Here is a 19,774-nt window from a genome sequence, read left to right on the forward strand (position 1 = left end):
TCCTCCCCTTCCGATCAGGATTGTGCCGGGCCCGGCACGCCGCCGTAGAGACCCCAGAGCTGGGTTGCGAGCGTGCCGGCGTCGACCGGAAGCTCGATGCCGGTAATCGCGCCGGCATCGTCGGACAAAAGGAAGCCGATCGCGTTCGCCACCTGCTCGGGCTTCACGAGCCGCCCGAGCGCCGTCTGGCGGATCATGGTGTCGGGGTTGCGCTCGCCGCGCGCGTAGCTCGCCTCGACCGCCGGCGTGCGGGTGGGACCCGGGCAGACGCAGTTGACGCGCACGCCCTGGCGACCCCATGCGACTGCAAAGTTGCGCGTCATGTTGATGATGGCAGCCTTGGTAGGACCGTAGGCCTGCAGCGGGCTTGAATTGAAGGCGGTGATCGAGCCGACGGTGACGATAGAGCCGTTGCCGCGTTCCAGCATGCCGGCGCCGAAGGCGGTGAGCGTGCGGAACGTGCCGGTCAGATTGACGCGCAGGATCGCCTCCCACTCGGTGAAGTCCTGCGCCTGCGGCATATGCGGATTCTCGAGGTGGGCGGCGACGGCCGCAAGCGCCGAGCAGGGGCCGATCTCCTTCTCCACCCAGCGCGCGGCATCGGCGATCGAGCCGGCATCGGCGAGGTCGATCTCATGGGCGACCGCGCCATGACCGGCGGCGACCTCGCGGGCGAGATCCATGTTGCGGTCGAGCACGACGACACGCCAGCCGTCGCGCCGCATCCGGGCGACGCAAGCCTCGCCAATGCCGCCTGCGCCGCCCGTAATGGCCGCCACGCGTTCCTGGGAGGATGCGGCCATGGTCAAATCGCCTCGTAGAGAGCTTCGATGATGCGGCGCGCGCGTGGACCGTTGTCGCCGCGCGCATGCATCTTGTTGCATGCATAAGAGAAACCGATCTTCGCGTCGGGATCGCCCATGCCGATCGAGCCGCCGAAGCCATGATGGCCGAACGACCGCATGTTCGGACCCATCCAGACCGACACCGGAGTGTTGAGGAGAACGCCTCGAGCCTGATGGTAAGGGCGCTGCTGCATCTTCTCCGTCTGATTATGTTGCTCGACCAGCATGTCGTCGCGCGTCGCCGTCGACATCAACTTGACGCCGTCCAGTTCGCCACCGCGGGCGAAGGCTGCGTAAATGCGCGAGACGGCACGCGGGTTGCCGTGGCCGGACGCGCTGGTGATCTCGGCGCGCCGCCAGGCAGTGGAGTTGAGCGTCACGGGAAGAGGCTCATCAGGAAACTGGGTGAAGCCCTTCGCGACCAGCACGTCCGGATCGGTATCGCGCTTGGCGAGCAGTGTGCCCTCGACCGTCGGCATCAGCGTCGCGCAGCGCGCGAGGTCCGCGTCGGAGAGGTTGCCGTACTGATAGTCCGCACCGAGCGGGCCGGTCACCTCATCCTTGATGAACTGCGGAAACCGCTTGCCGGTCACACGCCGGACGATCTCGCCCAGCAGGTTGCCCTGGGTATGGATGTGGTAAGCGGCAACCGTTCCTGGCTCCCAGAGCGGCGCCTGCTTCTCCAAGGCACCGACGATGGCGTCGCAGTCGAACACTGCGCCCTTCCACATCGGATCGAGCACCACCGGCAAGCCGGCGGTGTGGTCGAGAACATGACGGACAAGGACACCTTCCTTGCCGTTCTGGGCGAATTCCGGCCAATAGTGGGCAACGGGCCTGTCGGGATCGACCAGGCCGCGGTCGATCAGGATGTTGAACGCCATCCCGGCGATACCCTTGGCGACCGACATCATGCAGACGATCGTGTCTTCTTCCCAGGGCTTGGAATAGTCGGCGTCGCGATAGCCCCCCCACAGATCGACGACCTTGCGGCCGTCGACATACACGGCCGTGGCGGCGCCAATCTCTTCCTCGACCGCAAAGTTCTCCGCGAACGCCTCCGCAACCTTGGCAAAAGCCTCGTCATAGGCGCCATGCAGCCGAAATTCATGGCCGCGCGCCGATACCGACTTCTCGAACTGCATGTTTCCTCCCGGAGCTTTCAGTCGAGCGGATATCAGTTTGTATGACAGTATGTCAACACTACAGTCAGTTTGACTTGGGATCGAGGTCGAGCCGTACGATGTCAGGAAAACCCGGGATGAGTTCCGGCCAGCGCTCCCTGACCTCGGGATCATGCCCGGCCACGAGCAGGCTTTCATCCCCGCCCGCCAGTTCCTCGCAGCGGATGAAACCGTCGAGCATCTGGTCAACATGGTGGACCAGCGGAAACGGCGCTCGACGCCTTCTGTTTTCGGTGAAATGGAAGGCATCGGACGCGAGCACCAGCGGACCGCGCGCCGTCGCCACCCGCACAACCTGAAGCCCGCCGGTGTGCCCGCCAACTCGATGCAGCGAGATGCCGGGGAACAGTTCGACGTCGCCGTCGTGGAAGCGGACACGCCCTGTGTGGACAAGCCCCACAGCCTCCAGAACATCCCTCAGATTGAATGGCGCGCGCAGACAGGCGTGGCACATGGGCCGCCCCGTTGCGTAGCGCATCTCCTCGTCCTGTAGATGGAAGGTCGCGGCCGGAAAGGCATCCAGCGATCCGGCGTGATCGTAATGAAGGTGGGTCAGTACGACGTGTTCCACGGCTGCGCTGTCCACCCCTGCCCGCGCCAGCAGCGCCGCGGGCTCGTGGATGAGTTCGCGTCTACGCTCGTTCGCGGCCGCCTGGCCGAAGCCGGTATCGACGACGACGAGTCGGCCGTGCCCACGAATCACCCAGACGTAGTAATCGAGCGGCATCGGTCCTTCGTGAAGATCCATGCCGGGCATGAAGTTCTCGGCGCGTGGGCGGTTTGGTGCGGTCCGCGCAAACCTCAGCGCCAACACCTCGTAAGTCGGTTTCACGCTCTCCTCCGTCATCTCAGCATCCTCGCTTGAATTATCATACCGTCATGTTGTATGACAGACTGCCATTGTGGCAAGCCGCCGCAACGGTAGTATCATTGCTGCGCATCGCGCGGCTCGATCCGTGGGAGGACTCCGATGAAATTTTCACGCCTGATGGCGCCCGCCGTCGCATTCTGCGCAATCGGCGCAAGTGCCGTCTTCGCGCAAGACTATCCTGAAATGACGCTTCGCTACTCATCCAACATTCCGGAGGTAGTGAACACGTCGAAGATCGACACCTACTTCTCGTCGGAGATCGAGAAGCGCAGCGGCGGCAAGATCAAGATCCAGCATTTCTGGGCCAACACGCTCGGCGGCGAATCGGAAATCGTCGACCTGGTCGGCTCCGGCGCGGTCGATCTCGGCCTGATCGTCACCGGCAACCAGTTCTCGCGCATGCCCTTTACGGCGGTGACCAACGCACTACCGTTGACCTATACGGATGGGCCGAAGTTGAACAAGCTCACCCATGACATCTTCACCACCAATGCGACGATCAAGGCGGAGCTGGACGCCGCCAACCTGCATCCGGTGCTCTACCGCTACCTGCCCGACTACCGCTTCTATTGCACGAAGCCGATCAAGTCGCTTGCCGAGATGCAGAACAAGAAAATCCGCTCCTATGGCTCGTTCGTTCCAATCATGTTCCAAGCCGTTGGCGCGATCCCGGTCAACGTCCAGCCGGTCGACATGATTCAGTCGATGCAGTCCGGCGCCATGGACTGCACCTACATGTTCAACTCGTCGGCCACCGCCTTCAAGGTCGATCAGGTCGCGAAATTCGGTACCGACCTGTCCTTCGGCGTCATCAGCGCCCACACGCTCTTCATCTCCAAAACCAAGTGGGAGGGCTGGCCGGAGAACGTGCGCAAGCTGTTCGAGGACGTCGCCGCGGATGCGGAGAAGTTCGGTAACGAGCTGATCGCGAGCGACGAGGCGAAGGCGGCCGAGAAACTTGCCGCGGCCGGTATGGAGATCGTCCACTTCGAAGATCCGGACGCACTCAAGGCAAAGGTTCCGGATATGCTCGACACCTGGACGAAAAAGATGGACGAGATGGGCAAGGGTGCCGAGGCGAAGGAACTCGCCGACTACATCCGCGCCAACCGCTAGTCGTTCTCAACGGGCCGTGGCGATTCCGGTCGCCGCGGCCTTTTCCTTAACCGGATGTCTCGGATGAAATCCCTTTTCGTTTGGATCGACGCGATGCTGCGTCGACTGTCGCTCATCGGCTTTATCGTCGCCTCGGCGCTGCTGCTGATCGTCGGTATCATGGGAGCGGCCGATGTCGTGTCGACCAACATTCTCATGAAACCGATACCCGGCATGGTCGAACTATCCGGCGCAATTCTCGGTGTGATTGTTTTTCTGGGTCTTGCTGAGGCTCAGGCGCGCGGCGCCAACATCATGATCGACGTGTCGACCCAGAAGATGGGCCCGCGCATGCTGCGGATCTCGACGATCTTCTCGCTCGGTCTCGGCGTGATCTTCATGGTGATGATGGCCTGGCTCACCACGCGCCTGGCGATCTCCGCCTGGACCTATCGCGAGGTGGCGCTCGGGGCACTCGCTTTCCCGATGACCCCGTTCAAGGCCGTCGCGGCCTTCGGAGCGTGGCTCGCAGCCGCAGAATTCCTCCGTCAGTTCGTGCGCACCATCTTCGTGGGCGTCCAGATCCGGGAAGTGAAACCCGATGTTTGATCCGCTCACACTCGGCATCCTCGCCATCGTTCTCATGCTCGTGTTGGCGCTGCTCGGTGCCCCGGTGGGCATCGCCATGGGTATCGTCGGCCTGGCTGGTCTCTGGATGACCGGCGGCTCGGCATTTGCGCTGAACACCATGATGAACCTGCCGTTCTCCATGGCCTCTGACTACGCGTTCATCGTCATCCCGATGTTCGTGCTGATGGGCGCGATCGCTTCGTCCTCAGGCATTACCCAGGAACTGTTCGGCTTCTCCAATCTGCTGCTGCGCTCGCGCAAGGGCGCGCTCTATCAGGCGACGATCCTGGCCTCCGCGGGCTTCGCGGCGATCTCGGGCTCGACGCTGGTCAACGCCGCGCTGTTCACCCGCATCGCGCTCGGTGAGATGATCAAGCTCGGCTACGACAAAGCCTTCGCCGCCGGCGCCATCGCCGCCGCCGGAACCATCGCCGCGCTCATCCCGCCGTCGATCGCCTTCATCATCTACGGACTGCTGACTGGCGAATCCGTCGCCGAGCTTTTGATTGCGGGCATCGTTCCCGGCATCCTGACGACAGTCGCCTACATGGTCGGCGTCTCTGTCATGGTTCGCGCGAAGCCGCATATCGCTCCGGACCCGCAGCCCAGAGCCTCGGCTGCGGAAATCGGCAAGAGCTTCCTGAACCTGTGGGCGACCTTCCTTCTGGCGGGCGTCGTCATCGGCGGCATCTATCTCGGCTTCACCACGCCATCGGGCGCGGCGGCGCTGGGCGCGATCGGCGCACTGGCGATCTCCCTGGCGCGTCGTCGCGTGACGGGCGAAAGCCTTGCAGACAACCTGCGCGCGGCCGCGGCGATCACGGCGGCCCTGTTCATGGTCATCATTGGCGGCCTCATCTACTCTCGCTTCTTCCTGGTGGCCGGCACGGTGACCGCGTCGACCGACCTCCTCAAGTCGTTCGAACTGTCGCCAATGATGTTCATGCTGCTTCTGGTCGTCATCTTCATCATCCTCGGCACGTTCATGGACGCCCTCGCGATGCAGGTGATGACCCTGCCCTTCGTCTATCCGCTGGTGCTTGCCCACGGCTTCGACGGCGTCTGGTTCGGCGTCATCATGGTCAAGCTGGTCGAGCTCGCGGTTCTGAGCCCGCCCGTAGGAATGAACCTATTCGCTGTCATCGGTGCCTCCGAAGGCAAGGTGAATCTGCACGACATCCATCGAGGCATCGTGCCGTTCCTCCTCATCGAGTTCACCGTGCTGGCCATCCTGATCGCATTCCCCGACCTGTCGCTCTGGCTGCCTCGCCAGATGTTCAACTGACCGTTTCGAAGGCTCACGCAATGACTGGCAACACCCGCATCGGTTTCATCGGCCTCGGCGCCATGGGCGAACCCATGGCTGCGCGGCTCACGGCCGCAGGCTTCGCGCTCTCCGTCAACGATGCCGATGCGGCGCGAACCTCTCGCGTGGCCGCGGCGAACGGCGCGACGGCGGCGGCCTCGCCGGCGGAACTGGCGGCGAACTCAGACATCCTCGTCACCATGCTTCCGTCGAGCGCGATCGTCTCGGCGGTGCTCGAAGGACCATCCGGAGCGCTTGCCGGGCTGGCGAAGGGTAGCCTGATCGTCGACATGTCGAGCGGTGTCCCGGAGATGACCCGCACTCTCGCGGAGGCGGCCGCGGCGAAGGGCGTCGCCATGATCGATGCGCCCGTCTCGGGCGGCGTGTCGCGTGCCAAGACCGGGGATCTGGCGATCATGGCCGGCGGCGACGCTGCTGCGATCGACCGCGCCGAGCCGGCGCTCAAGGCAATGGGAAGCTCGATCATCCGCACCGGCCCGATCGGCAGCGCGCATGCGATGAAGGCGCTGAACAACCTTGTCAGCGCGGGCGGCTTCCTGATCGGCATCGAAGCCCTGCTCATCGGCCAGCGCTTCGGACTAGACCCGGCACTGATGGTCGACGTGCTCAACGTCTCGACCGGCATGAACAATTCGACCCAGAAGAAGTTCAAGCAGTTCGTGCTGTCGCGCAAGTTCGACGCCGGCTTCGGCCTCGACTTGATGGTCAAGGATCTTGGCATTGCGCTCGGCGTGGCCAATGCGACCGCCACCCCTGCCCCTTTCTCCGGCCTTTGCCGTGACGTCTGGGCCGGCGCGCAGAAGTATCTCGGACCGGGGCAGGATCACACGGCGGTCGCGAAGTTCAGCGAGCTGATCGCCGGTTCGACGCTCGGCGAAGATGATCGATGACCGCGGCTCCGCTCGCGGGACAGACGGTCGCGGTGTTCGGCGGCTCGTCGGGCATCGGTCTCGCGACCGCCGAGGCCGCTCAAGCGCTCGGCGCCAAGGTGACGATCGCTTCGAGGACTGAAGCGCGACTGCGCGAGGCCGCATTGCGGATCGGCGGTGCGGAGATCGCCGCGCTGGACATCCGCGAAGCCGACGCGGTCCGCCGCTTCTTCGATGAGCGCGAACCTTTCCATCATGTCGTGGTATCGGCGGCGGAACTCGCGGTCGGCCCGCTGCGCAAGCGCAGCCTTGATGAAGAGCGCGCGGCATTCGACAGCAAGTTCTGGGGCGCGGCGAACGTGGCGCATGCGGCGCGCATCCGCGAAGATGGCAGCCTGACACTCGTTTCCGGCATGATCGGGGTGCGGCCGACGGGCGGCGCCACCATTCTCAGCGCCATCAACGCCGCGATCGACGCCCTGGCGAAGGCGCTGGCCACCGAGATGGCGCCCGTGAGAGTCAACTGCGTTTCTCCGGGCCGGATCGAGACGCCGTGGTGGGATTTCATGCCGGCGGACGAGCGCCAGGCGCTGTTCGACCGCACCGCTTCGAACCTTCCCCTCAAGCGGATCGGCCGCCCGCAGGAGATCGCGGCGCAAATCGTCCACCTGATGCAGAACGGTTTCATGACCGGCAGCGTCGTGCTGGTCGACGGCGGCGGCGCCCTGTAACGTTGGACGGGCGGGAGCAAGGCTCCGGAAGCCGATCGGCCTGTTAGAGCCGTCGACTATCTGTCGGGGAAGCGGGCCGCGCGCTTTTCCTTGAAGGCGAGCATCGCCTCCTGCACATGCTCCGTGGCCGCGAGGCTGGCCTGCGCATCGCGTTCGAGATCGAGTTGCTGATCGAAATCGTTGTCGAACGCCGCGTCGACAAGCCGGCGCGCCGCAAGCTGTGCCGTGTTCGGTCCGGCGGCCAGTTGTTCGGCAATACGGCGGGCTTCGGCGGCAAGCTCCTCGTCAGGGACGCATTTCCAGATCAGACCGAGCGCAGCGGCCCGTTCGCCATCCAGCACCTCGCCGGACAGCACCAGGCCGAGGGCCCGCGCACGGCCGAGATGGCGCGCGAGGTGCCAGGTCGAGCCGAGATCGGGCACCAGGGCGAGCTTCGGCGTGAAGGTCTGGACGAAACGCCCCGACTTCCCCGCCACGACGATGTCCGCCGCGAGCGCCAGGCCCGCGCCGCCGCCAGCCGCGACGCCATTGACCGCCGCGACCGTCGGGAACGGCGCGTTGCGGATCGCGCGAATCGTGCGGTTCATCAGCGTATCGAGCACCGCGGCGCAGGCGGCGGACCGTTCCTCCACCGGCAGGTGGGAACCCATCATCGGATCGGAAAGATCCGCGCCCGAGCAGAAGGCCCGACCCGAACCGGTGAGCACCATGGCGCGCACGCTCCGGTCCGCTGCCAGCGTGGCGATCGCATCGGTCAGTTCCTCGAATGTCTGGCGGCGAAGCGCGTTCAGCGTCTCCGGACGGTTGAGCGTGATGTGGGCAACCGGTCCGGCAATGCTGAGGTCGATGTCGGACATTCTACTCCTCGATTTCCTGCACCGGCTGGCGCCGGCGCGACTTCCCGAATGCGATGGCGGCGAGTTCCGGGCTGAGTTCCGCGCCGGTGTAGGTGATGGGAGGCAGCGCGTTCAACGTCTCCGTCAGTTCCTTGAGGAGCTGCTGCAGCAAATCCATGCGCTCCTTGCCGAAGGCGTTGTAGATCTCCCCGTAGATCCCTTCGGAATACGGTGCGACCGCATCGATCAGGGTGAGCCCCTGGGGACTGATCGAGATCAGCGCGCGGCGCATGTCGTCCGGGGCGGGACGCCGGATGATGTAGCCGCGCGATTCTATGTCCTTGAGGATACGCGACAGCGAAGGCGTCAGAAGGTAGGTGACCTTGGCCAGCGCCGTGACCTCGATCTCGTTGATGGAACTCAGGGCGCGCAGCACACGCCACTGCTGCTCGGTGATGTTGAAGAGATGAAGCGAAGTACGGAACCGCTGCATCACCGCTTCGCGTGCCAGAAGCAGCGACATCGGCAGCGATTTGGAGAAGCTTCTCAGCTTGACGTTGGCCGGTCGATCCCAGGTTTTCTTGTTCATTTACGTTCCCGTAGCTCCCGGCTCTTAGTACCAGGCGATCTGCACTGCACCGATGCCTGCGTGGATGCGGCAGGCTAGCATACTCGCTCCCTTAGGAAAGCGGCCGCCTGTATTGTTCGATGGCGACCTCAAAGCTTCGTCGGCTTCATTCGGTTCTCCAGCATGCCGAGGGGAACCATGATGACAGAACTCAGGACGAGGAGAACGACGACGGCCGCAAACACGCCGGCAGCGTTGAACTGGACTGCGGCATGTTCGATCAGGAAGCCAAGTCCCCGATTGGAGGAAAGCGCCTCGGACACCACCGTGGTGGTGAGCGCATAGCCTATGGAGGTTCTGAATCCGGTATAGATCCAGGGAAGGATGGCAGGCAGCCGCACCTTGCGCACGATCTCGCCTTCCGTGGCCCCCATCAGCCTCAGCCCGTCCATCGTGTCGCGGTCCACGTCGGCCATGCCGCCGAGCGTGGCGTAGAGGAGGAGGAAAAACACGACCGAGGCCACCAGCACGACCTTCGACAGGAGGCCGATGCCGAAGAGGATGACAAGCAGCGGCAGCAGCGCCACCTTGGGAAGGCCGTAGAGCGCCGCGATGAACGGTGACAACACCCGTTCGGCGCGCGGCGCAAGGCCCAGAATCAGCCCGCAGGCGATCCCAAGCGACGCGCCGAGCGCGTAGCCGAGAAAGAGCGTCAGCATGGTCGAGCCGATGTGGATCCAGACCGAACCGCTCGCGAACCAGTCGACGATGACCCTGGAGATGCTGAGCGGATCGCTGATGTAGAAGGCCGGGATCAGGGTGCCGGACGCCAAGTGCCACGCAACCAGCACGACCGCGAGAACGGCCGCCTGCTGACCGATCGTCGACAGCCGCATCTCCGTCGCGGAAACAGCCCTACTTGCCAAGACCGGTCTCCGTCCCGAGCGCGACCTCGTCCTTGAGCTCGTTCCAGAGATCTTCGTAGAGCTTTCCGAATTCCGGCCTGAAGCGCAGGTTCACCGGATCGCGCGGCCGCTCGAACGGAATCGTCCGCGTCGCTCTGATCCGACCAGGGCGCGAGGTGAACACCAGCACCCGGTCTGCCATGGCGATCGCTTCCTCCAGGTCGTGCGTGACCAGGATGACCGTCATGCGACGGCGCTCGACGAGGCGCAGCAGTTCCTGTTGCATGATCAGCCTGAGCTGAGCGTCGAGCGCTCCGAAAGGCTCGTCGAGAAGCAACGTTTCCGGCTCGTAGATCAGCATGCGTGCAAAGGCGGCACGCTTGCGCATGCCGCCGGACAGTTCCGAAGGGTAGTGACGTTCGAAGCCCTTGAGCCCGACCAGCTCGATGATCTCGCGCACACGGTCGACCTGTTCGGCCTTGGGAAGACGGCGGCAGGCGAGCTCGAAGGCGATGCCGACATTGTCCTCGACCGTGCGCCAGGGCAACAACGTGTCCTTCTGGGTCATGTAGCCGACCCGCACGTTAGGGCCGTTCACCGGCTTGCCGTCATAGGTGACAACGCCTTCGGTCGGCTTGAGAAGGCCGGCAACCATATTGAGCACCGTCGACTTGCCGCAGCCGCTTGGCCCGACGAGCGCCGTGAAGGATTGCGACGGCACCTCAATGTCGATGCCGTCGACGGCACGCACGCGCATGTCGCGCGAAGCGAATTCCACGACCACGTCCCTGAGGCTGATCTTGTCGGCCGGCTGGCGTCCGGCGGGCACAAGCCCGCGCGTATCAGTCATCGCATTCATCCGTTCACCTGTTGTCTGCCGGCACACGCCAACGCATCAGCCGCCGCTCCAGACGCGCCATGAGGTCGTTGACCAGCGCGCCGAGCACCATCATCAGAAGCAGGACCGTATAGACGCCGGTCATGTCGAACTGCTGCGCCGAGCGGGTGATCAGATGCCCCAGCCCCGCCTGCGAAAGCATCATCTCCCCGATCACCGCGGCGATGAAGGCATAGGGCAGCGCGTTCTTGAGCGCCGCCATGATCCAGCTCGTGCTGCCGGGCAGAACGACCTTCCTGAAGCGCTCCCAGCGCGTCGCACCCATCAGCGTCAGCGAATCGAGCAGGTCGTCATCCACCGCGCGCGCACCTGAAAACGTGTTGAAGAACAGGAGCAGGAAGGACACGAAGGCGACCAGCACGATCTTCGGCTGCATACCGAGGCCGAACCACATGATCAGCAGCGGCGTCATCGCGACGATCGGCAGCGAATTGAGCAGCACGATGAAGGGCCGGAACACCGCACCGGCACGAGGCGACCGGCCGACGACGAGGCCCACGGCAACCCCAAGCGGCACCCCGATGGCGAGCCCGGCGCCGATTTCGGCGAACGTGACGCCGATGTGCCGGGCGAGGTCGTTCGATGCCCACTCGGCCAGCCGCACCAGCATGGCGCTCGGACGGCTGGTCCAGCGATCGGAAACGAGCCGGCCCCACGCCTCCCATACGGCAAGAAGCGCGAGGGCAAGCGCTGCCCTCTGAAGCCAGAGCTCTCGCTCCTCGTTCCTGCGTCCGCCTCGGCGCGTGGGGGTCGTCGCCGTCATTTCAGCACTTCGGCCGCCGCCTTGTCGGCGAACTGGTTGTCGACGAACTGCTCGAAGGTCACGGTCACCGGCTTGTCGGAGGTGATCGATATCCAGTCGAGAAGCTTCTGGTACTCCTCCTTCGAGATGACGGGCGTGGCGGACGACTTGCCGCGATAGCGCGGCTCGAAGGCCTTGTAGATCGCCTCATCTGTGTCGGGGAAATACGATTTCAGCATCTCGCCCACCTTGTCCGGCTCCGCCGCCGTGAGCTTCATGGCCTCGGTCAGGGCATGAACGACCGATCCCACGACCTCGGGCTTCTCCTTGACCAGCGAGCCGGCGGCGATGATCGCCGTGTAGGGAACGCCTTCGAGCTCGGGGATGCCGCCCTTGAGCGGATCGACGATGATCGTGCCCACGCCGTCGGCCTCGGCCTTCTCCGGCCAGGGTGCGCCAAGCATGACGCCGTCGATCGCGCCCTGTTCGAAGGCCGCGAACATCGCCCCCGGATTGCCGAGCGGCTGGATCGTGATCGCCTCGTCCGGCTTGACGCCGCGCTTGACCAGCCAGCTGCGCAGCAGCACGTCGGTGGTGCTGCCGATGCCGGTGACGGCGATGGTCACGTTCTTGAGGCGCGACACGACGTCGTCGATCCCCATCCCGGCGGTGATGCCGGTCTTCTCCATGGCCGCCTTGGAAAGGACGAGCTGGATCGGATAGGCGTTGAAGAGACCGCTGACGGCCACGAGATCGGCGCCGTTCTCCCGGGCGCTGATCGACGGCTGCATGCCGACGACGGCAAAATCCGCGCTACGGCTGGCGACCGCCGCGATCTGGCGCGAGCCGGCGCCCACGTCGACCCACTGGATGGCGATGCCGTCCTTCTTGAACAGGCCCGCCGCCTCAGCGACATAGAAAGGATAGAAATGCAGCGCCGCGCCCGGTGTCGCCACCGTGATCGTCTGCTCTTCAGCCGCAGCCTGCCAGCCTCCCAGACCGAATGAAAACGTCAGGGCCGCGGCTATCGCGGCCATCTTCAATTTCACGAACATAAAGACCTTCCTCCCTAGACGGTCACGCGTCGAAGGTAGCTACTTAACCTGTTATTGATCTACCGGCAAGGCAACGGCGTAGCCAAACTTCGTTTACTCGGCGTCGCCCACTACAATCCCGCCGCCCCAGGCCTCGAACACCTTGATCGTGTTGCTGTAGTCGGCCTCCGGTCCGAGCTGGTCTGCGACGAGTGCGAAGAGATTGGCGACCGTCGAGCCGACGAAAGCTGGCATCTGGGTCGAGCGTGCCAGTTTGAGGAAGAGCTGGCTGTCCTTGACGCCGATCGAGAGCGGACCGCCATATTTGAACGTGCGCGGCAGGATCGCGGCTGGAAACTTGTCGACGGTCGCGGAGTTGCGGCCGGTGCTGGCATTGATCACGTCGATCATGGTGCGCGCATCGAGCCCCGCCTTGACACCGATCGAGACCGCTTCGCAGCTCGCGACGAAAGCCGTGATCGACAGCATGTTGTTGACCAGCTTCACGACCTGCGCCTGGCCGGGCACATCTCCAACCTCGAAGACATGCTCGGCAAGCAGGTTCAGTGTGTCCATCGCCGTTGCGCGGGTGTCCGGTCTCCCCGCAACGATGGCGGTCAGCGTTCCCTGGTGCGCGCGCTTCGGACCGCCGCTGATCGGCGCGTCGAGGAAGCCGATGCCGCTTGCGTGGAGCTTCCCGGCAATGTGCTCCATCGCCTCCTTGCCGAGGGTCGACATCTCGACATAGGTGCGCAGCGCCGATCCGCCCGCCGCACCGTCGGCGCCGAAGGCGGCCGCGAAGCTCGCCGCCTCGGACGGCAGGCAGGCTATCGCCAGGTTGGCGCGATCCGCCACGTCGCGGGCGCTCGTGGCCGGCTCGCCGCCGAGCGCCGTGAAGGCAGCCATCCGTTCAGCACTGATGTCGTAGCCGGTGACGCTCCTGCCAAGCCCGAGCAGCCGCGCGGCCATCCCGCCGCCCATGCCGCCCAACCCGATGATTCCAATCGTCAATTCACCCTCCGCTAAGGTTCGGCGTGTCAGGCGCCAGTTTCGTAGAGACGCCCCATGCCGGGCGAAATGGCGCTCGATCCGGCCAGCCTGACAGCTGCCCAGCTTCCGACCATCGCGCTGGATATGACTGGCTTTCCCAGTTCGCGCTCGAGCGCGGCCGCGACCGGAGTGGTGCGCATGCCGGCGCAGGACAGCACCACCGCCTCCGCATCGGGTGCGCCCGCCGCGACCCTCCGGGCAAGGTCCGCGATCGCCTCCGGCGCCACCGCCTCCACCTCCGGCAAGGCGGTGATGCCCAGGCCCGAGATCCGCTCGATCTCGAAGCCGCAGGCCTCGAAATAACGGCGAAACATTGCGTCGACCTCAGCGGTATAGGCAGTTGCCACGGCGATGCGCCGCGCGCGCAGCCGCTCGAGAGCCTGTATCATGGCGCTGGTCAGCGTCATGGCGGGGACCCCGGACGCTTCACGCATCGCCGCTTCCAGTTCGCCATTGAAGGCCGGCCCCTTGAAGAAGCTCAATGACGTGCCGAACAGGAGGATCGCCGAAACGCCGCGTGAGGCAAGCACGCGCGCGGTAGCCTCCACGCGACCGACGGCCTCGCCATAGCCTTCGGCCGTGAGCCCGCGCACGCCGAGCCCGGCGACCTCGAACGCGACATCTGGATACATCGCCGCCGCATCGGGCGGGACGATGCCGTCGAGCGGCGGCACGATGAGTCCCACCTTGACCACGTCATTCCCTCCCGTCATCCGTCGAGCCGCGCAGCAACCGCCTTCGCCGCCCTGACCACCAGGCCACGCAGCCAACGGTTGATCGGCGTCTGGTGCGCGCGACCGCTCCAGAACAGATGGACGTCGAAGCTGCGATCAAACGGCGCGGCGATACGCACGCAACTCTCAGCCATAGCCGGCGCGAGCGCGGAAGGAGCGGTCAGCACAAGATCGGTTCCTTCAATCAGCCTGTGGACCATCCCGAAACTCGGCAGCTCCAGCTTGGGTATAATATCTATGTTAAGTGATTTCAGCGTCTCGCGATAGAACGGTTTCCATCCTCCGTCATAATTAACCGTCACATGCTCCGCGCGCGCATATTCTTCCAGAGAGATGCCCTCCCGCGCGGCGCGGCTGTTCCGGTCGACGAAACATGCATAGCGCTCTGTGAACAGGACACGGGTGTAGAGGCCGGCCGTGTCCGCGAGCAGCGGCGAGATCAGAATGTCGCATTCGTCGGCGAGGAGCTGACGATGACCCTGCGTGTGCGACTGCATGATCGAAACGCGTAGGCCAGGCGCCTCGGCGCGCAGCGCCCGCATAAGCTGGGGCAGGATCACCGTCCGCTCGTAGAAATTGCAGGAGATCACCAATCGTCCACGTGTCGTAGCCGGATCGAAATGTTGCGGAGCGGCGAGGCGCGCGAAATCGCGAAGCAGGCGTTCCGCCTCGGTGACGATCTCCTCACATCGCTCCGTCGGCAGGATGCCCCGCCCTGCGCGAACGAAAAGCTCGTCGCCAAACGTCTCACGCAGCCGGCCGATCGTGTAGCTGACCGTGGACTGGTTGAGCCCCAACCGGTGCGCCGCCGCGGTCAACGATCCGGCCTTGTGCACGGTGATCAGCACGCGCAGCGCGCGCAGGTCTATGTTTCCATCGAATTCTTCCATAGATTGGATCGATACCATGCACTTGTTCGACAGATAAGCCCATGGTTCGTCCTCGCAAAAGGCAGCGCCAGGCGCGCCGCCGCGGAGGAGAGCCCGATGTCGACCGCCCCGAGCGTCGAGAACATTACCCTCGGCGATCTCTATGCCGACCCCTACCCGGCCTATCGGCGTCTGCGCATGGAGGCGCCCGTCGCATGGGTGCCGGCGGCGCGGATACATCTCGTGACCCGCTTCGACGACATCATTGCCATCGAGCGTGACGCCGGGACCTTTCCGGCGCTTGACCTGCGATCGCTTCAGATCAAGGCGATGGGGCATACGCTCATGCGCAAGGACGGCGAGGACCACAAGCGCGAGCGCGCCTTGCTTGAGCCGACCTTCCGGCCGGGCACGGTCAAGAATCACTGGGAGCCGATCTTCGCGCGGATCGCGGACGAGTTGATCGACGGCTTCGCCGAACGGGGCGAAGCCGACATCTTCGCAGAGTTCGCCGCTCCCCTGGCCTCGCGCTGCCTGATGGAGATCCTCGGGCTGACGAATGTCGACTGGCGCGATCTCATCGGCTGGTCGCAGAGCCTGATGGACGCTGTGGGCAACTATGGCGACGATCCCGACGTCTGGGCCAAGGGCCTGGCCGCCTCGCAGGCGATTGACGCCGCTCTCGACGAGCGCATCCCTCAGTTGAAGGCAAATCCCGATCCTTCGGTCGTCTCCGCCATGGCAAACGCCGCCGAGCCGCTGACGATCGACCAGATCAGGGCGAACGTGAAGGTGATCGTCGGCGGCGGGCTCAACGAGCCGCGCGACGCCACCTGCACGGCGCTTTACGGCCTGCTCCGTAATCCGGCCCAGTTGACCCAGGTGCTTGCCGACGACGGCCGCTGGAAAGACGTGTTCGAGGAGGCAGTGCGCTGGGTCGCGCCGATCGGCATGTATCCGCGCCGTGTCGCCAGAACGGTCGAACTCGGCGGCGCGATCCTGGAACCGGACGACCAGATCGGCCTCGTCGTGGCGTCGGCCTGCCATGACGAGACACGGTTTGAGGACGGTCATCTGTTCGACATCAACCGCAAGCGCGCTCCGCATCTCGCCTTCGGTTCCGGCCCCCACTTCTGCCTTGGAACCTGGGCGGCGCGAAAGCAGGTTGGGGACATCGCCGTGCCCAACATCCTGCGCCGCCTGCCCAACCTGCGGCTCGACCCGGACCGCGAGGCACGTCTTGGCGGCTGGGTCTTCCGCGGTCTCCTGAATCTTCCCGTGAAATGGGACGCCTGAGAAAAGCCATGCCGAAGATCACGATCGTGGACCATCATGGCAACGAGCACGCCATCGAGGCGCAATCCGGCGAATCTGTCATGCAACTTGCCATTGCAAACGGTATAGACGGCATCGTCGCCGAGTGCGGCGGCAACTGCGCCTGCGCCACCTGTCACGTCTATGTCGACGAGGCGTTCCTGGCCAGCCTTCCGCCGCCCCTCGATCACGAAGAGGACATGCTTGGCTTCACAGCGGCCGAACGCCGCCCGGGAAGCCGCCTTTCCTGCCAGATCGTCCTGTCCGACGCGACGGATGGGCTGATCGTCAGGATTCCCGACACGCAGGTATAATCGAAAAACACCTCTCAACGTCTATTGCAAGCCGGACGCGACCAATCTAATAACCTGTTAAATAATTCGTCGCGAGGGCAGCGGGAGGGCATACCTTGATCGACATCGGCGACCATTTTCGCGTTCGCAACCTGATCACCGACTATGTCTGGAAGCTCGACATGGCCGATATCGAAGGCGTGCTGGATCTTTTCCTTCCCGACGGGATCTTCGAGGACACCGCCGGCACGGTGTATCATGGTCGCGAGGAGATCGGCGGCTACTTCCGCATGCTGACCAACCTGCCCGCGTTCCGTGGCAGGCAGCACCACATCGACAACCTGCGCATCGAACCCGATGCAGGCGGCGGCTATTCGGTGCGATCCTACTGGACGGTCACGAAATGGCGGACCGCCGAAAACCACGTCAAGATGATCGAGAGCCTTGGCCATTCGCTCGACGTGCTGGTCCGGCATGGCGACGGCTTTCTCTTCGCCGAGCGCCGCGTTCATCACTGGCGCGACGCCGACTGCCCCTGGGTTCCCGACGGCACGGCCGTCTGACCGGCGCGGCGCCGGGGGCTCACCCGCCATTTTATCCAGGGACCAGGCTTTCGCCGTAGCAACGGCGCCCCGACCGAGGGAGGTAACCGCGTGCAGCACTATCAGATGTATATCGGAGGACGCTGGGTCGAAGGGTCGACCGGCGAACGCTTCGAAACGATTGACCCCTACACCGGAAAGCCATGGGCCACGATCGCGCGCGGCACCGAGGCGGATGCGGCCCTCGCCGTGGAGACGGCTCATGCGGCGATGCGCACCGGCCCATGGGCGACGATGTCGGCGAGCGCCCGCGGCGCCCTGCTCCGCCGCCTCGGCGACGCGATTACCGAAAACGCCAAATTCCTCGGCGAGGTGGAGACGCGCGACAACGGCAAGCTGATCGCGGAAATGGGACTGCAGGTCCGCTACCTGCCGCAATTCTGCTACTACTATGCCGGCCTCGCGGACAAGATCGAGGGCACGGTGCCGCCTGTCGAGCGCGCGGGCTATTTCAACTACACCCGCAACGAGCCGATCGGCGTCGCCGTCGCGATCACGCCCTGGAATTCGCCGCTGATGCTCGGCGTCAACAAGGTCGCAACGGCGCTGGCCGCCGGCTGCGCAGTGGTGGTGAAGCCGTCCGAGTTCACGTCCGCCTCGACACTGGAACTTGCGCGGCTGGTCGAGAAGGTGGGCTTTCCGCCGGGTGTCTTCAACGTCGTGTGCGGTTACGGCCAGGACGTCGGGGCAGCACTCGTGCGACACCCGAAGACCGCCAAAGTATCCTTCACCGGCAGCGAACATGGCGGCCGCACGGTCTACGAAGCTGCCGCGCGCGGCTTCAAGTCGGTGACGCTGGAACTCGGCGGTAAGTCGCCGAACATCGTCTTCGACGATGCCAATCTCGACGATGCCGTGAAGGGTGCGGTGTCGGGCATCTTCGCCGCGTCGGGCCAGACCTGCATTGCCGGCTCGCGCCTTCTGCTGCACGAGACCATCCACGACCAGTTCGTCGAGCGCCTGCTCGCCTATGCGAAGACGGCGCGCATCGGCAATCCGATGCTGGAGGACACACAAGTCGGCCCGGTGACGACGCCACCGCAGTACAAAAAAATCCTCGACTATATCGAAGTCGCGAAGTCGGAAGGCGCCGAGCTGGTTCTTGGCGGCGGGGCCTCAGATGTCGGGGAATGGTTTGTCCAGCCGACGATCTTCACCAATGTCGACAACCGCATGCGGATTGCGCAGGAGGAGGTGTTCGGCCCTGTCCTTTCGGTCATCAAGTTCCGGGACCAGGAGGAGGCGATCGCGATCGCCAACGACACGATGTATGGCCTGGCCGCCGGCGTGTGGACACAGAACATCCGTCGCATGTTCACCATGGCCAATGCGATCGAGGCGGGAACAGTGTGGGTCAACACCTATCGCGCCGCCAGCTACACGACGCCGTTCGGTGGATACAAGAACTCCGGGCTTGGCTACGAAAGCGGCGTGAACGCCATCCGCCAGTATCTCAAGACCAAGAGCGTGTGGATCAATTTCGATGCGGATGTCCCCAATCCGTTCGTCATGCGGCTGACCTGAGCGCGGTCTGTCGACGGCGGGACACTGCAAGGAGACAGCATGGGCACCGTTCATCACGAGATCGACGAAGGCGTTCTGGTTCTCACACTCGACAATCGGGGCACCAACAGCATCGACCTCGACATGGCGCACCAGCTCGCCTCGCTCATCGAGGCGCGTGCGCCGGATGTCGGAGCGATCTTGCTGACGGGCAAGGGCGACGGCGCCTTCTGCGCCGGCTCAGATCTTGGCGAACTGAAGCGGGCGCATGATGCCGGCAGTGGCCCGGCGGAACTTCTTGGTGCCGAGAACCGCGCCTTCGACCTGATCGCCTCGCTCGACATTCCCACCCTCGTCGCGATCAACGGCGTCGCTGTCGGCGGTGGGGTCGAACTCAGCGCCTGCTGCGACATAGTCTATGCGTCGGAAACCTCCAGTTTCTCGTTGCCGGAAATCCGTCTGGGCGTGTTCCCCGGCATCGGCGGGACGGTGAGGATCCCGCGCCGCATCGGCTACAGCCGCTCAATGGAGCTGATGCTGACCGGCCGCACCGTCAAGGCAGCGGAAGCGTTGCAGATCGGCCTCGCCCACCGGGTGATCGCGCCGGCCGACGTGCTTGCCGAGACGCTCAAGCTCGCCCGGCGCTTCGCCAAGGGACCGCCCCACGCCATCGCGACGCTGAAGGCCACCATGCGTCGGGGATGGGAGATGCCGGAGCGTGAGGCACTTGAGGATGCCTTGGCAGCCGCCGTTGCGCTCGGCGGATCGGCCGAGGTGACCGAAGGTCTGCGCGCCTTCTTCGCCAAGGAAGAGCCGCGCTTTCCCCGTCGTGGATCGTGACAGGACTAAGCCGGCGCTTTCCGAGGAAGGCCGG

General features: G+C 64.5%; 22 protein-coding genes. 10 read left to right on the forward strand and 12 right to left on the reverse strand.

The features are described from left to right. Positions 1-14 precede the first annotated feature (14 nt). The 3 genes from B9Z03_RS24680 to B9Z03_RS24690 all read right to left on the reverse strand — a co-directional run bounded on the left by B9Z03_RS24680 (position 15) and on the right by B9Z03_RS24690 (position 2,876). Positions 15-803, reverse strand: coding sequence for an SDR family NAD(P)-dependent oxidoreductase (locus tag B9Z03_RS24680; RefSeq protein WP_176247624.1), 789 nt, complete (start codon positions 801-803; stop codon positions 15-17). A 2-nt stretch (positions 804-805) separates the two neighbouring features. Continuing rightward, complete coding sequence (locus B9Z03_RS24685; protein WP_176247625.1) at positions 806-1,990, reverse strand: serine hydrolase domain-containing protein; 1,185 nt, start codon at positions 1,988-1,990, stop codon at positions 806-808. A gap of 64 nt (positions 1,991-2,054) precedes the next feature. After that, the gene (locus tag B9Z03_RS24690) at positions 2,055-2,876 is read right to left on the reverse strand and encodes an N-acyl homoserine lactonase family protein (RefSeq protein ID WP_085466657.1); all 822 of its coding nucleotides are present in this window, start codon (positions 2,874-2,876) and stop codon (positions 2,055-2,057) included. 123 nt (positions 2,877-2,999) lie between these two features. On the opposite strand from B9Z03_RS24690, the gene B9Z03_RS24695 reads away from it, so the two are divergent. From B9Z03_RS24695 to B9Z03_RS24715, 5 genes are all read left to right on the forward strand, one after another. Next, on the forward strand, positions 3,000-4,016 hold the full coding sequence (locus tag B9Z03_RS24695; protein WP_085466658.1) for a TRAP transporter substrate-binding protein: 1,017 nt from the start codon (positions 3,000-3,002) through the stop codon (positions 4,014-4,016). A 63-nt stretch (positions 4,017-4,079) separates the two neighbouring features. Then, positions 4,080-4,604 (forward strand): TRAP transporter small permease subunit, encoded by a 525-nt coding sequence (locus B9Z03_RS24700; RefSeq protein WP_176247626.1) that lies wholly within the window; start codon positions 4,080-4,082, stop codon positions 4,602-4,604. Further along, on the forward strand, positions 4,597-5,910 hold the full coding sequence (locus B9Z03_RS24705) for a TRAP transporter large permease (RefSeq protein ID WP_085466660.1): 1,314 nt from the start codon (positions 4,597-4,599) through the stop codon (positions 5,908-5,910). Before B9Z03_RS24700 ends, B9Z03_RS24705 begins: the two co-directional genes overlap by 8 nt. Positions 5,911-5,930: 20 nt before the next feature. Further along, positions 5,931-6,842 carry an NAD(P)-dependent oxidoreductase gene (locus B9Z03_RS24710; protein ID WP_085466661.1) on the forward strand — a complete coding sequence of 304 codons (912 nt, stop codon included), beginning with the start codon at positions 5,931-5,933 and terminating at the stop codon, positions 6,840-6,842. Continuing rightward, positions 6,839-7,552, forward strand: coding sequence for an SDR family oxidoreductase (locus B9Z03_RS24715; RefSeq protein WP_085466662.1), 714 nt, complete (start codon positions 6,839-6,841; stop codon positions 7,550-7,552). Before B9Z03_RS24710 ends, B9Z03_RS24715 begins: the two co-directional genes overlap by 4 nt. A gap of 56 nt (positions 7,553-7,608) precedes the next feature. Here the strand turns inward: B9Z03_RS24715 and B9Z03_RS24720 are convergent, their stop codons facing one another. From B9Z03_RS24720 to B9Z03_RS24760, 9 genes are all read right to left on the reverse strand, one after another. Beyond that, the gene (locus tag B9Z03_RS24720) at positions 7,609-8,409 is read right to left on the reverse strand and encodes an enoyl-CoA hydratase-related protein (RefSeq protein ID WP_085466663.1); all 801 of its coding nucleotides are present in this window, start codon (positions 8,407-8,409) and stop codon (positions 7,609-7,611) included. 1 nt (position 8,410) lies between these two features. Next, positions 8,411-8,977: a homoprotocatechuate degradation operon regulator HpaR gene (gene hpaR, locus B9Z03_RS24725; RefSeq protein WP_085466664.1), complete on the reverse strand. Its 567-nt coding sequence runs from the start codon at positions 8,975-8,977 to the stop codon at positions 8,411-8,413. Positions 8,978-9,105: 128 nt separating this feature from the next. Further along, entirely contained in the window at positions 9,106-9,882 is a 777-nt protein-coding gene (locus B9Z03_RS24730) for an ABC transporter permease (RefSeq protein WP_139832384.1), read from the reverse strand. Then, complete coding sequence (locus B9Z03_RS24735) at positions 9,872-10,711, reverse strand: ABC transporter ATP-binding protein (protein ID WP_085467858.1); 840 nt, start codon at positions 10,709-10,711, stop codon at positions 9,872-9,874. The genes B9Z03_RS24730 and B9Z03_RS24735 overlap by 11 nt, the downstream gene beginning before the upstream one ends. Positions 10,712-10,724: 13 nt before the next feature. Further along, positions 10,725-11,522, reverse strand: coding sequence for an ABC transporter permease (locus tag B9Z03_RS24740; protein ID WP_085466666.1), 798 nt, complete (start codon positions 11,520-11,522; stop codon positions 10,725-10,727). Beyond that, a complete protein-coding gene (locus B9Z03_RS24745) occupies positions 11,519-12,556 on the reverse strand; it encodes an ABC transporter substrate-binding protein (RefSeq protein ID WP_085466667.1) in 1,038 nt (345 codons plus the stop codon). The genes B9Z03_RS24740 and B9Z03_RS24745 overlap by 4 nt, the downstream gene beginning before the upstream one ends. Before the next feature lie 93 nt (positions 12,557-12,649). Continuing rightward, positions 12,650-13,546 carry an NAD(P)-dependent oxidoreductase gene (locus B9Z03_RS24750; protein ID WP_085466668.1) on the reverse strand — a complete coding sequence of 299 codons (897 nt, stop codon included), beginning with the start codon at positions 13,544-13,546 and terminating at the stop codon, positions 12,650-12,652. 26 nt (positions 13,547-13,572) lie between these two features. Further along, complete coding sequence (locus B9Z03_RS24755) at positions 13,573-14,280, reverse strand: arylmalonate decarboxylase (RefSeq protein WP_085466669.1); 708 nt, start codon at positions 14,278-14,280, stop codon at positions 13,573-13,575. A gap of 14 nt (positions 14,281-14,294) precedes the next feature. Then, positions 14,295-15,209 (reverse strand): LysR family transcriptional regulator, encoded by a 915-nt coding sequence (locus B9Z03_RS24760; RefSeq protein WP_176247627.1) that lies wholly within the window; start codon positions 15,207-15,209, stop codon positions 14,295-14,297. A gap of 96 nt (positions 15,210-15,305) precedes the next feature. On the opposite strand from B9Z03_RS24760, the gene B9Z03_RS24765 reads away from it, so the two are divergent. From B9Z03_RS24765 to B9Z03_RS24785, 5 genes are all read left to right on the forward strand, one after another. After that, a complete protein-coding gene (locus B9Z03_RS24765; RefSeq protein WP_085466671.1) occupies positions 15,306-16,484 on the forward strand; it encodes a cytochrome P450 in 1,179 nt (392 codons plus the stop codon). Between the two features lie 8 nt (positions 16,485-16,492). Further along, a complete protein-coding gene (locus B9Z03_RS24770) occupies positions 16,493-16,816 on the forward strand; it encodes a 2Fe-2S iron-sulfur cluster-binding protein (RefSeq protein WP_085466672.1) in 324 nt (107 codons plus the stop codon). Positions 16,817-16,911: 95 nt separating this feature from the next. Next, positions 16,912-17,358, forward strand: coding sequence for a nuclear transport factor 2 family protein (locus tag B9Z03_RS24775; RefSeq protein WP_085466673.1), 447 nt, complete (start codon positions 16,912-16,914; stop codon positions 17,356-17,358). A gap of 90 nt (positions 17,359-17,448) precedes the next feature. Next, positions 17,449-18,921, forward strand: coding sequence for an aldehyde dehydrogenase (locus B9Z03_RS24780; RefSeq protein WP_085466674.1), 1,473 nt, complete (start codon positions 17,449-17,451; stop codon positions 18,919-18,921). Between the two features lie 39 nt (positions 18,922-18,960). Further along, positions 18,961-19,740: an enoyl-CoA hydratase/isomerase family protein gene (locus B9Z03_RS24785; RefSeq protein WP_085466675.1), complete on the forward strand. Its 780-nt coding sequence runs from the start codon at positions 18,961-18,963 to the stop codon at positions 19,738-19,740. The last annotated feature ends 34 nt before the right edge of the window (positions 19,741-19,774 follow it).

Origin of the sequence: Mesorhizobium australicum (assembly GCF_900177325.1) — a bacterium.
Lineage (GTDB): Bacteria > Pseudomonadota > Alphaproteobacteria > Rhizobiales > Rhizobiaceae > Mesorhizobium_A > Mesorhizobium_A australicum_A.

Bases quoted from the DNA above. Each gene is read 5' to 3' on its own strand.
- B9Z03_RS24680 (WP_176247624.1), bottom strand. From the start codon at position 803: ATGGCCGCATCCTCCCAGGAACGCGTGGCGGCCATTACGGGCGGCGCA.
- B9Z03_RS24685 (WP_176247625.1), bottom strand. From the start codon at position 1,990: ATGCAGTTCGAGAAGTCGGTATCGGCGCGCGGCCATGAATTTCGGCTG.
- B9Z03_RS24690 (WP_085466657.1), bottom strand. From the start codon at position 2,876: ATGACGGAGGAGAGCGTGAAACCGACTTACGAGGTGTTGGCGCTGAGG.
- B9Z03_RS24695 (WP_085466658.1), top strand. From the start codon at position 3,000: ATGAAATTTTCACGCCTGATGGCGCCCGCCGTCGCATTCTGCGCAATC.
- B9Z03_RS24700 (WP_176247626.1), top strand. From the start codon at position 4,080: ATGAAATCCCTTTTCGTTTGGATCGACGCGATGCTGCGTCGACTGTCG.
- B9Z03_RS24705 (WP_085466660.1), top strand. From the start codon at position 4,597: ATGTTTGATCCGCTCACACTCGGCATCCTCGCCATCGTTCTCATGCTC.
- B9Z03_RS24710 (WP_085466661.1), top strand. From the start codon at position 5,931: ATGACTGGCAACACCCGCATCGGTTTCATCGGCCTCGGCGCCATGGGC.
- B9Z03_RS24715 (WP_085466662.1), top strand. From the start codon at position 6,839: ATGACCGCGGCTCCGCTCGCGGGACAGACGGTCGCGGTGTTCGGCGGC.
- B9Z03_RS24720 (WP_085466663.1), bottom strand. From the start codon at position 8,409: ATGTCCGACATCGACCTCAGCATTGCCGGACCGGTTGCCCACATCACG.
- hpaR (WP_085466664.1), bottom strand. From the start codon at position 8,977: ATGAACAAGAAAACCTGGGATCGACCGGCCAACGTCAAGCTGAGAAGC.
- B9Z03_RS24735 (WP_085467858.1), bottom strand. From the start codon at position 10,711: ATGACTGATACGCGCGGGCTTGTGCCCGCCGGACGCCAGCCGGCCGAC.
- B9Z03_RS24740 (WP_085466666.1), bottom strand. From the start codon at position 11,522: ATGACGGCGACGACCCCCACGCGCCGAGGCGGACGCAGGAACGAGGAG.
- B9Z03_RS24745 (WP_085466667.1), bottom strand. From the start codon at position 12,556: ATGTTCGTGAAATTGAAGATGGCCGCGATAGCCGCGGCCCTGACGTTT.
- B9Z03_RS24760 (WP_176247627.1), bottom strand. From the start codon at position 15,209: ATGGAAGAATTCGATGGAAACATAGACCTGCGCGCGCTGCGCGTGCTG.
- B9Z03_RS24765 (WP_085466671.1), top strand. From the start codon at position 15,306: ATGTCGACCGCCCCGAGCGTCGAGAACATTACCCTCGGCGATCTCTAT.
- B9Z03_RS24770 (WP_085466672.1), top strand. From the start codon at position 16,493: ATGCCGAAGATCACGATCGTGGACCATCATGGCAACGAGCACGCCATC.
- B9Z03_RS24785 (WP_085466675.1), top strand. From the start codon at position 18,961: ATGGGCACCGTTCATCACGAGATCGACGAAGGCGTTCTGGTTCTCACA.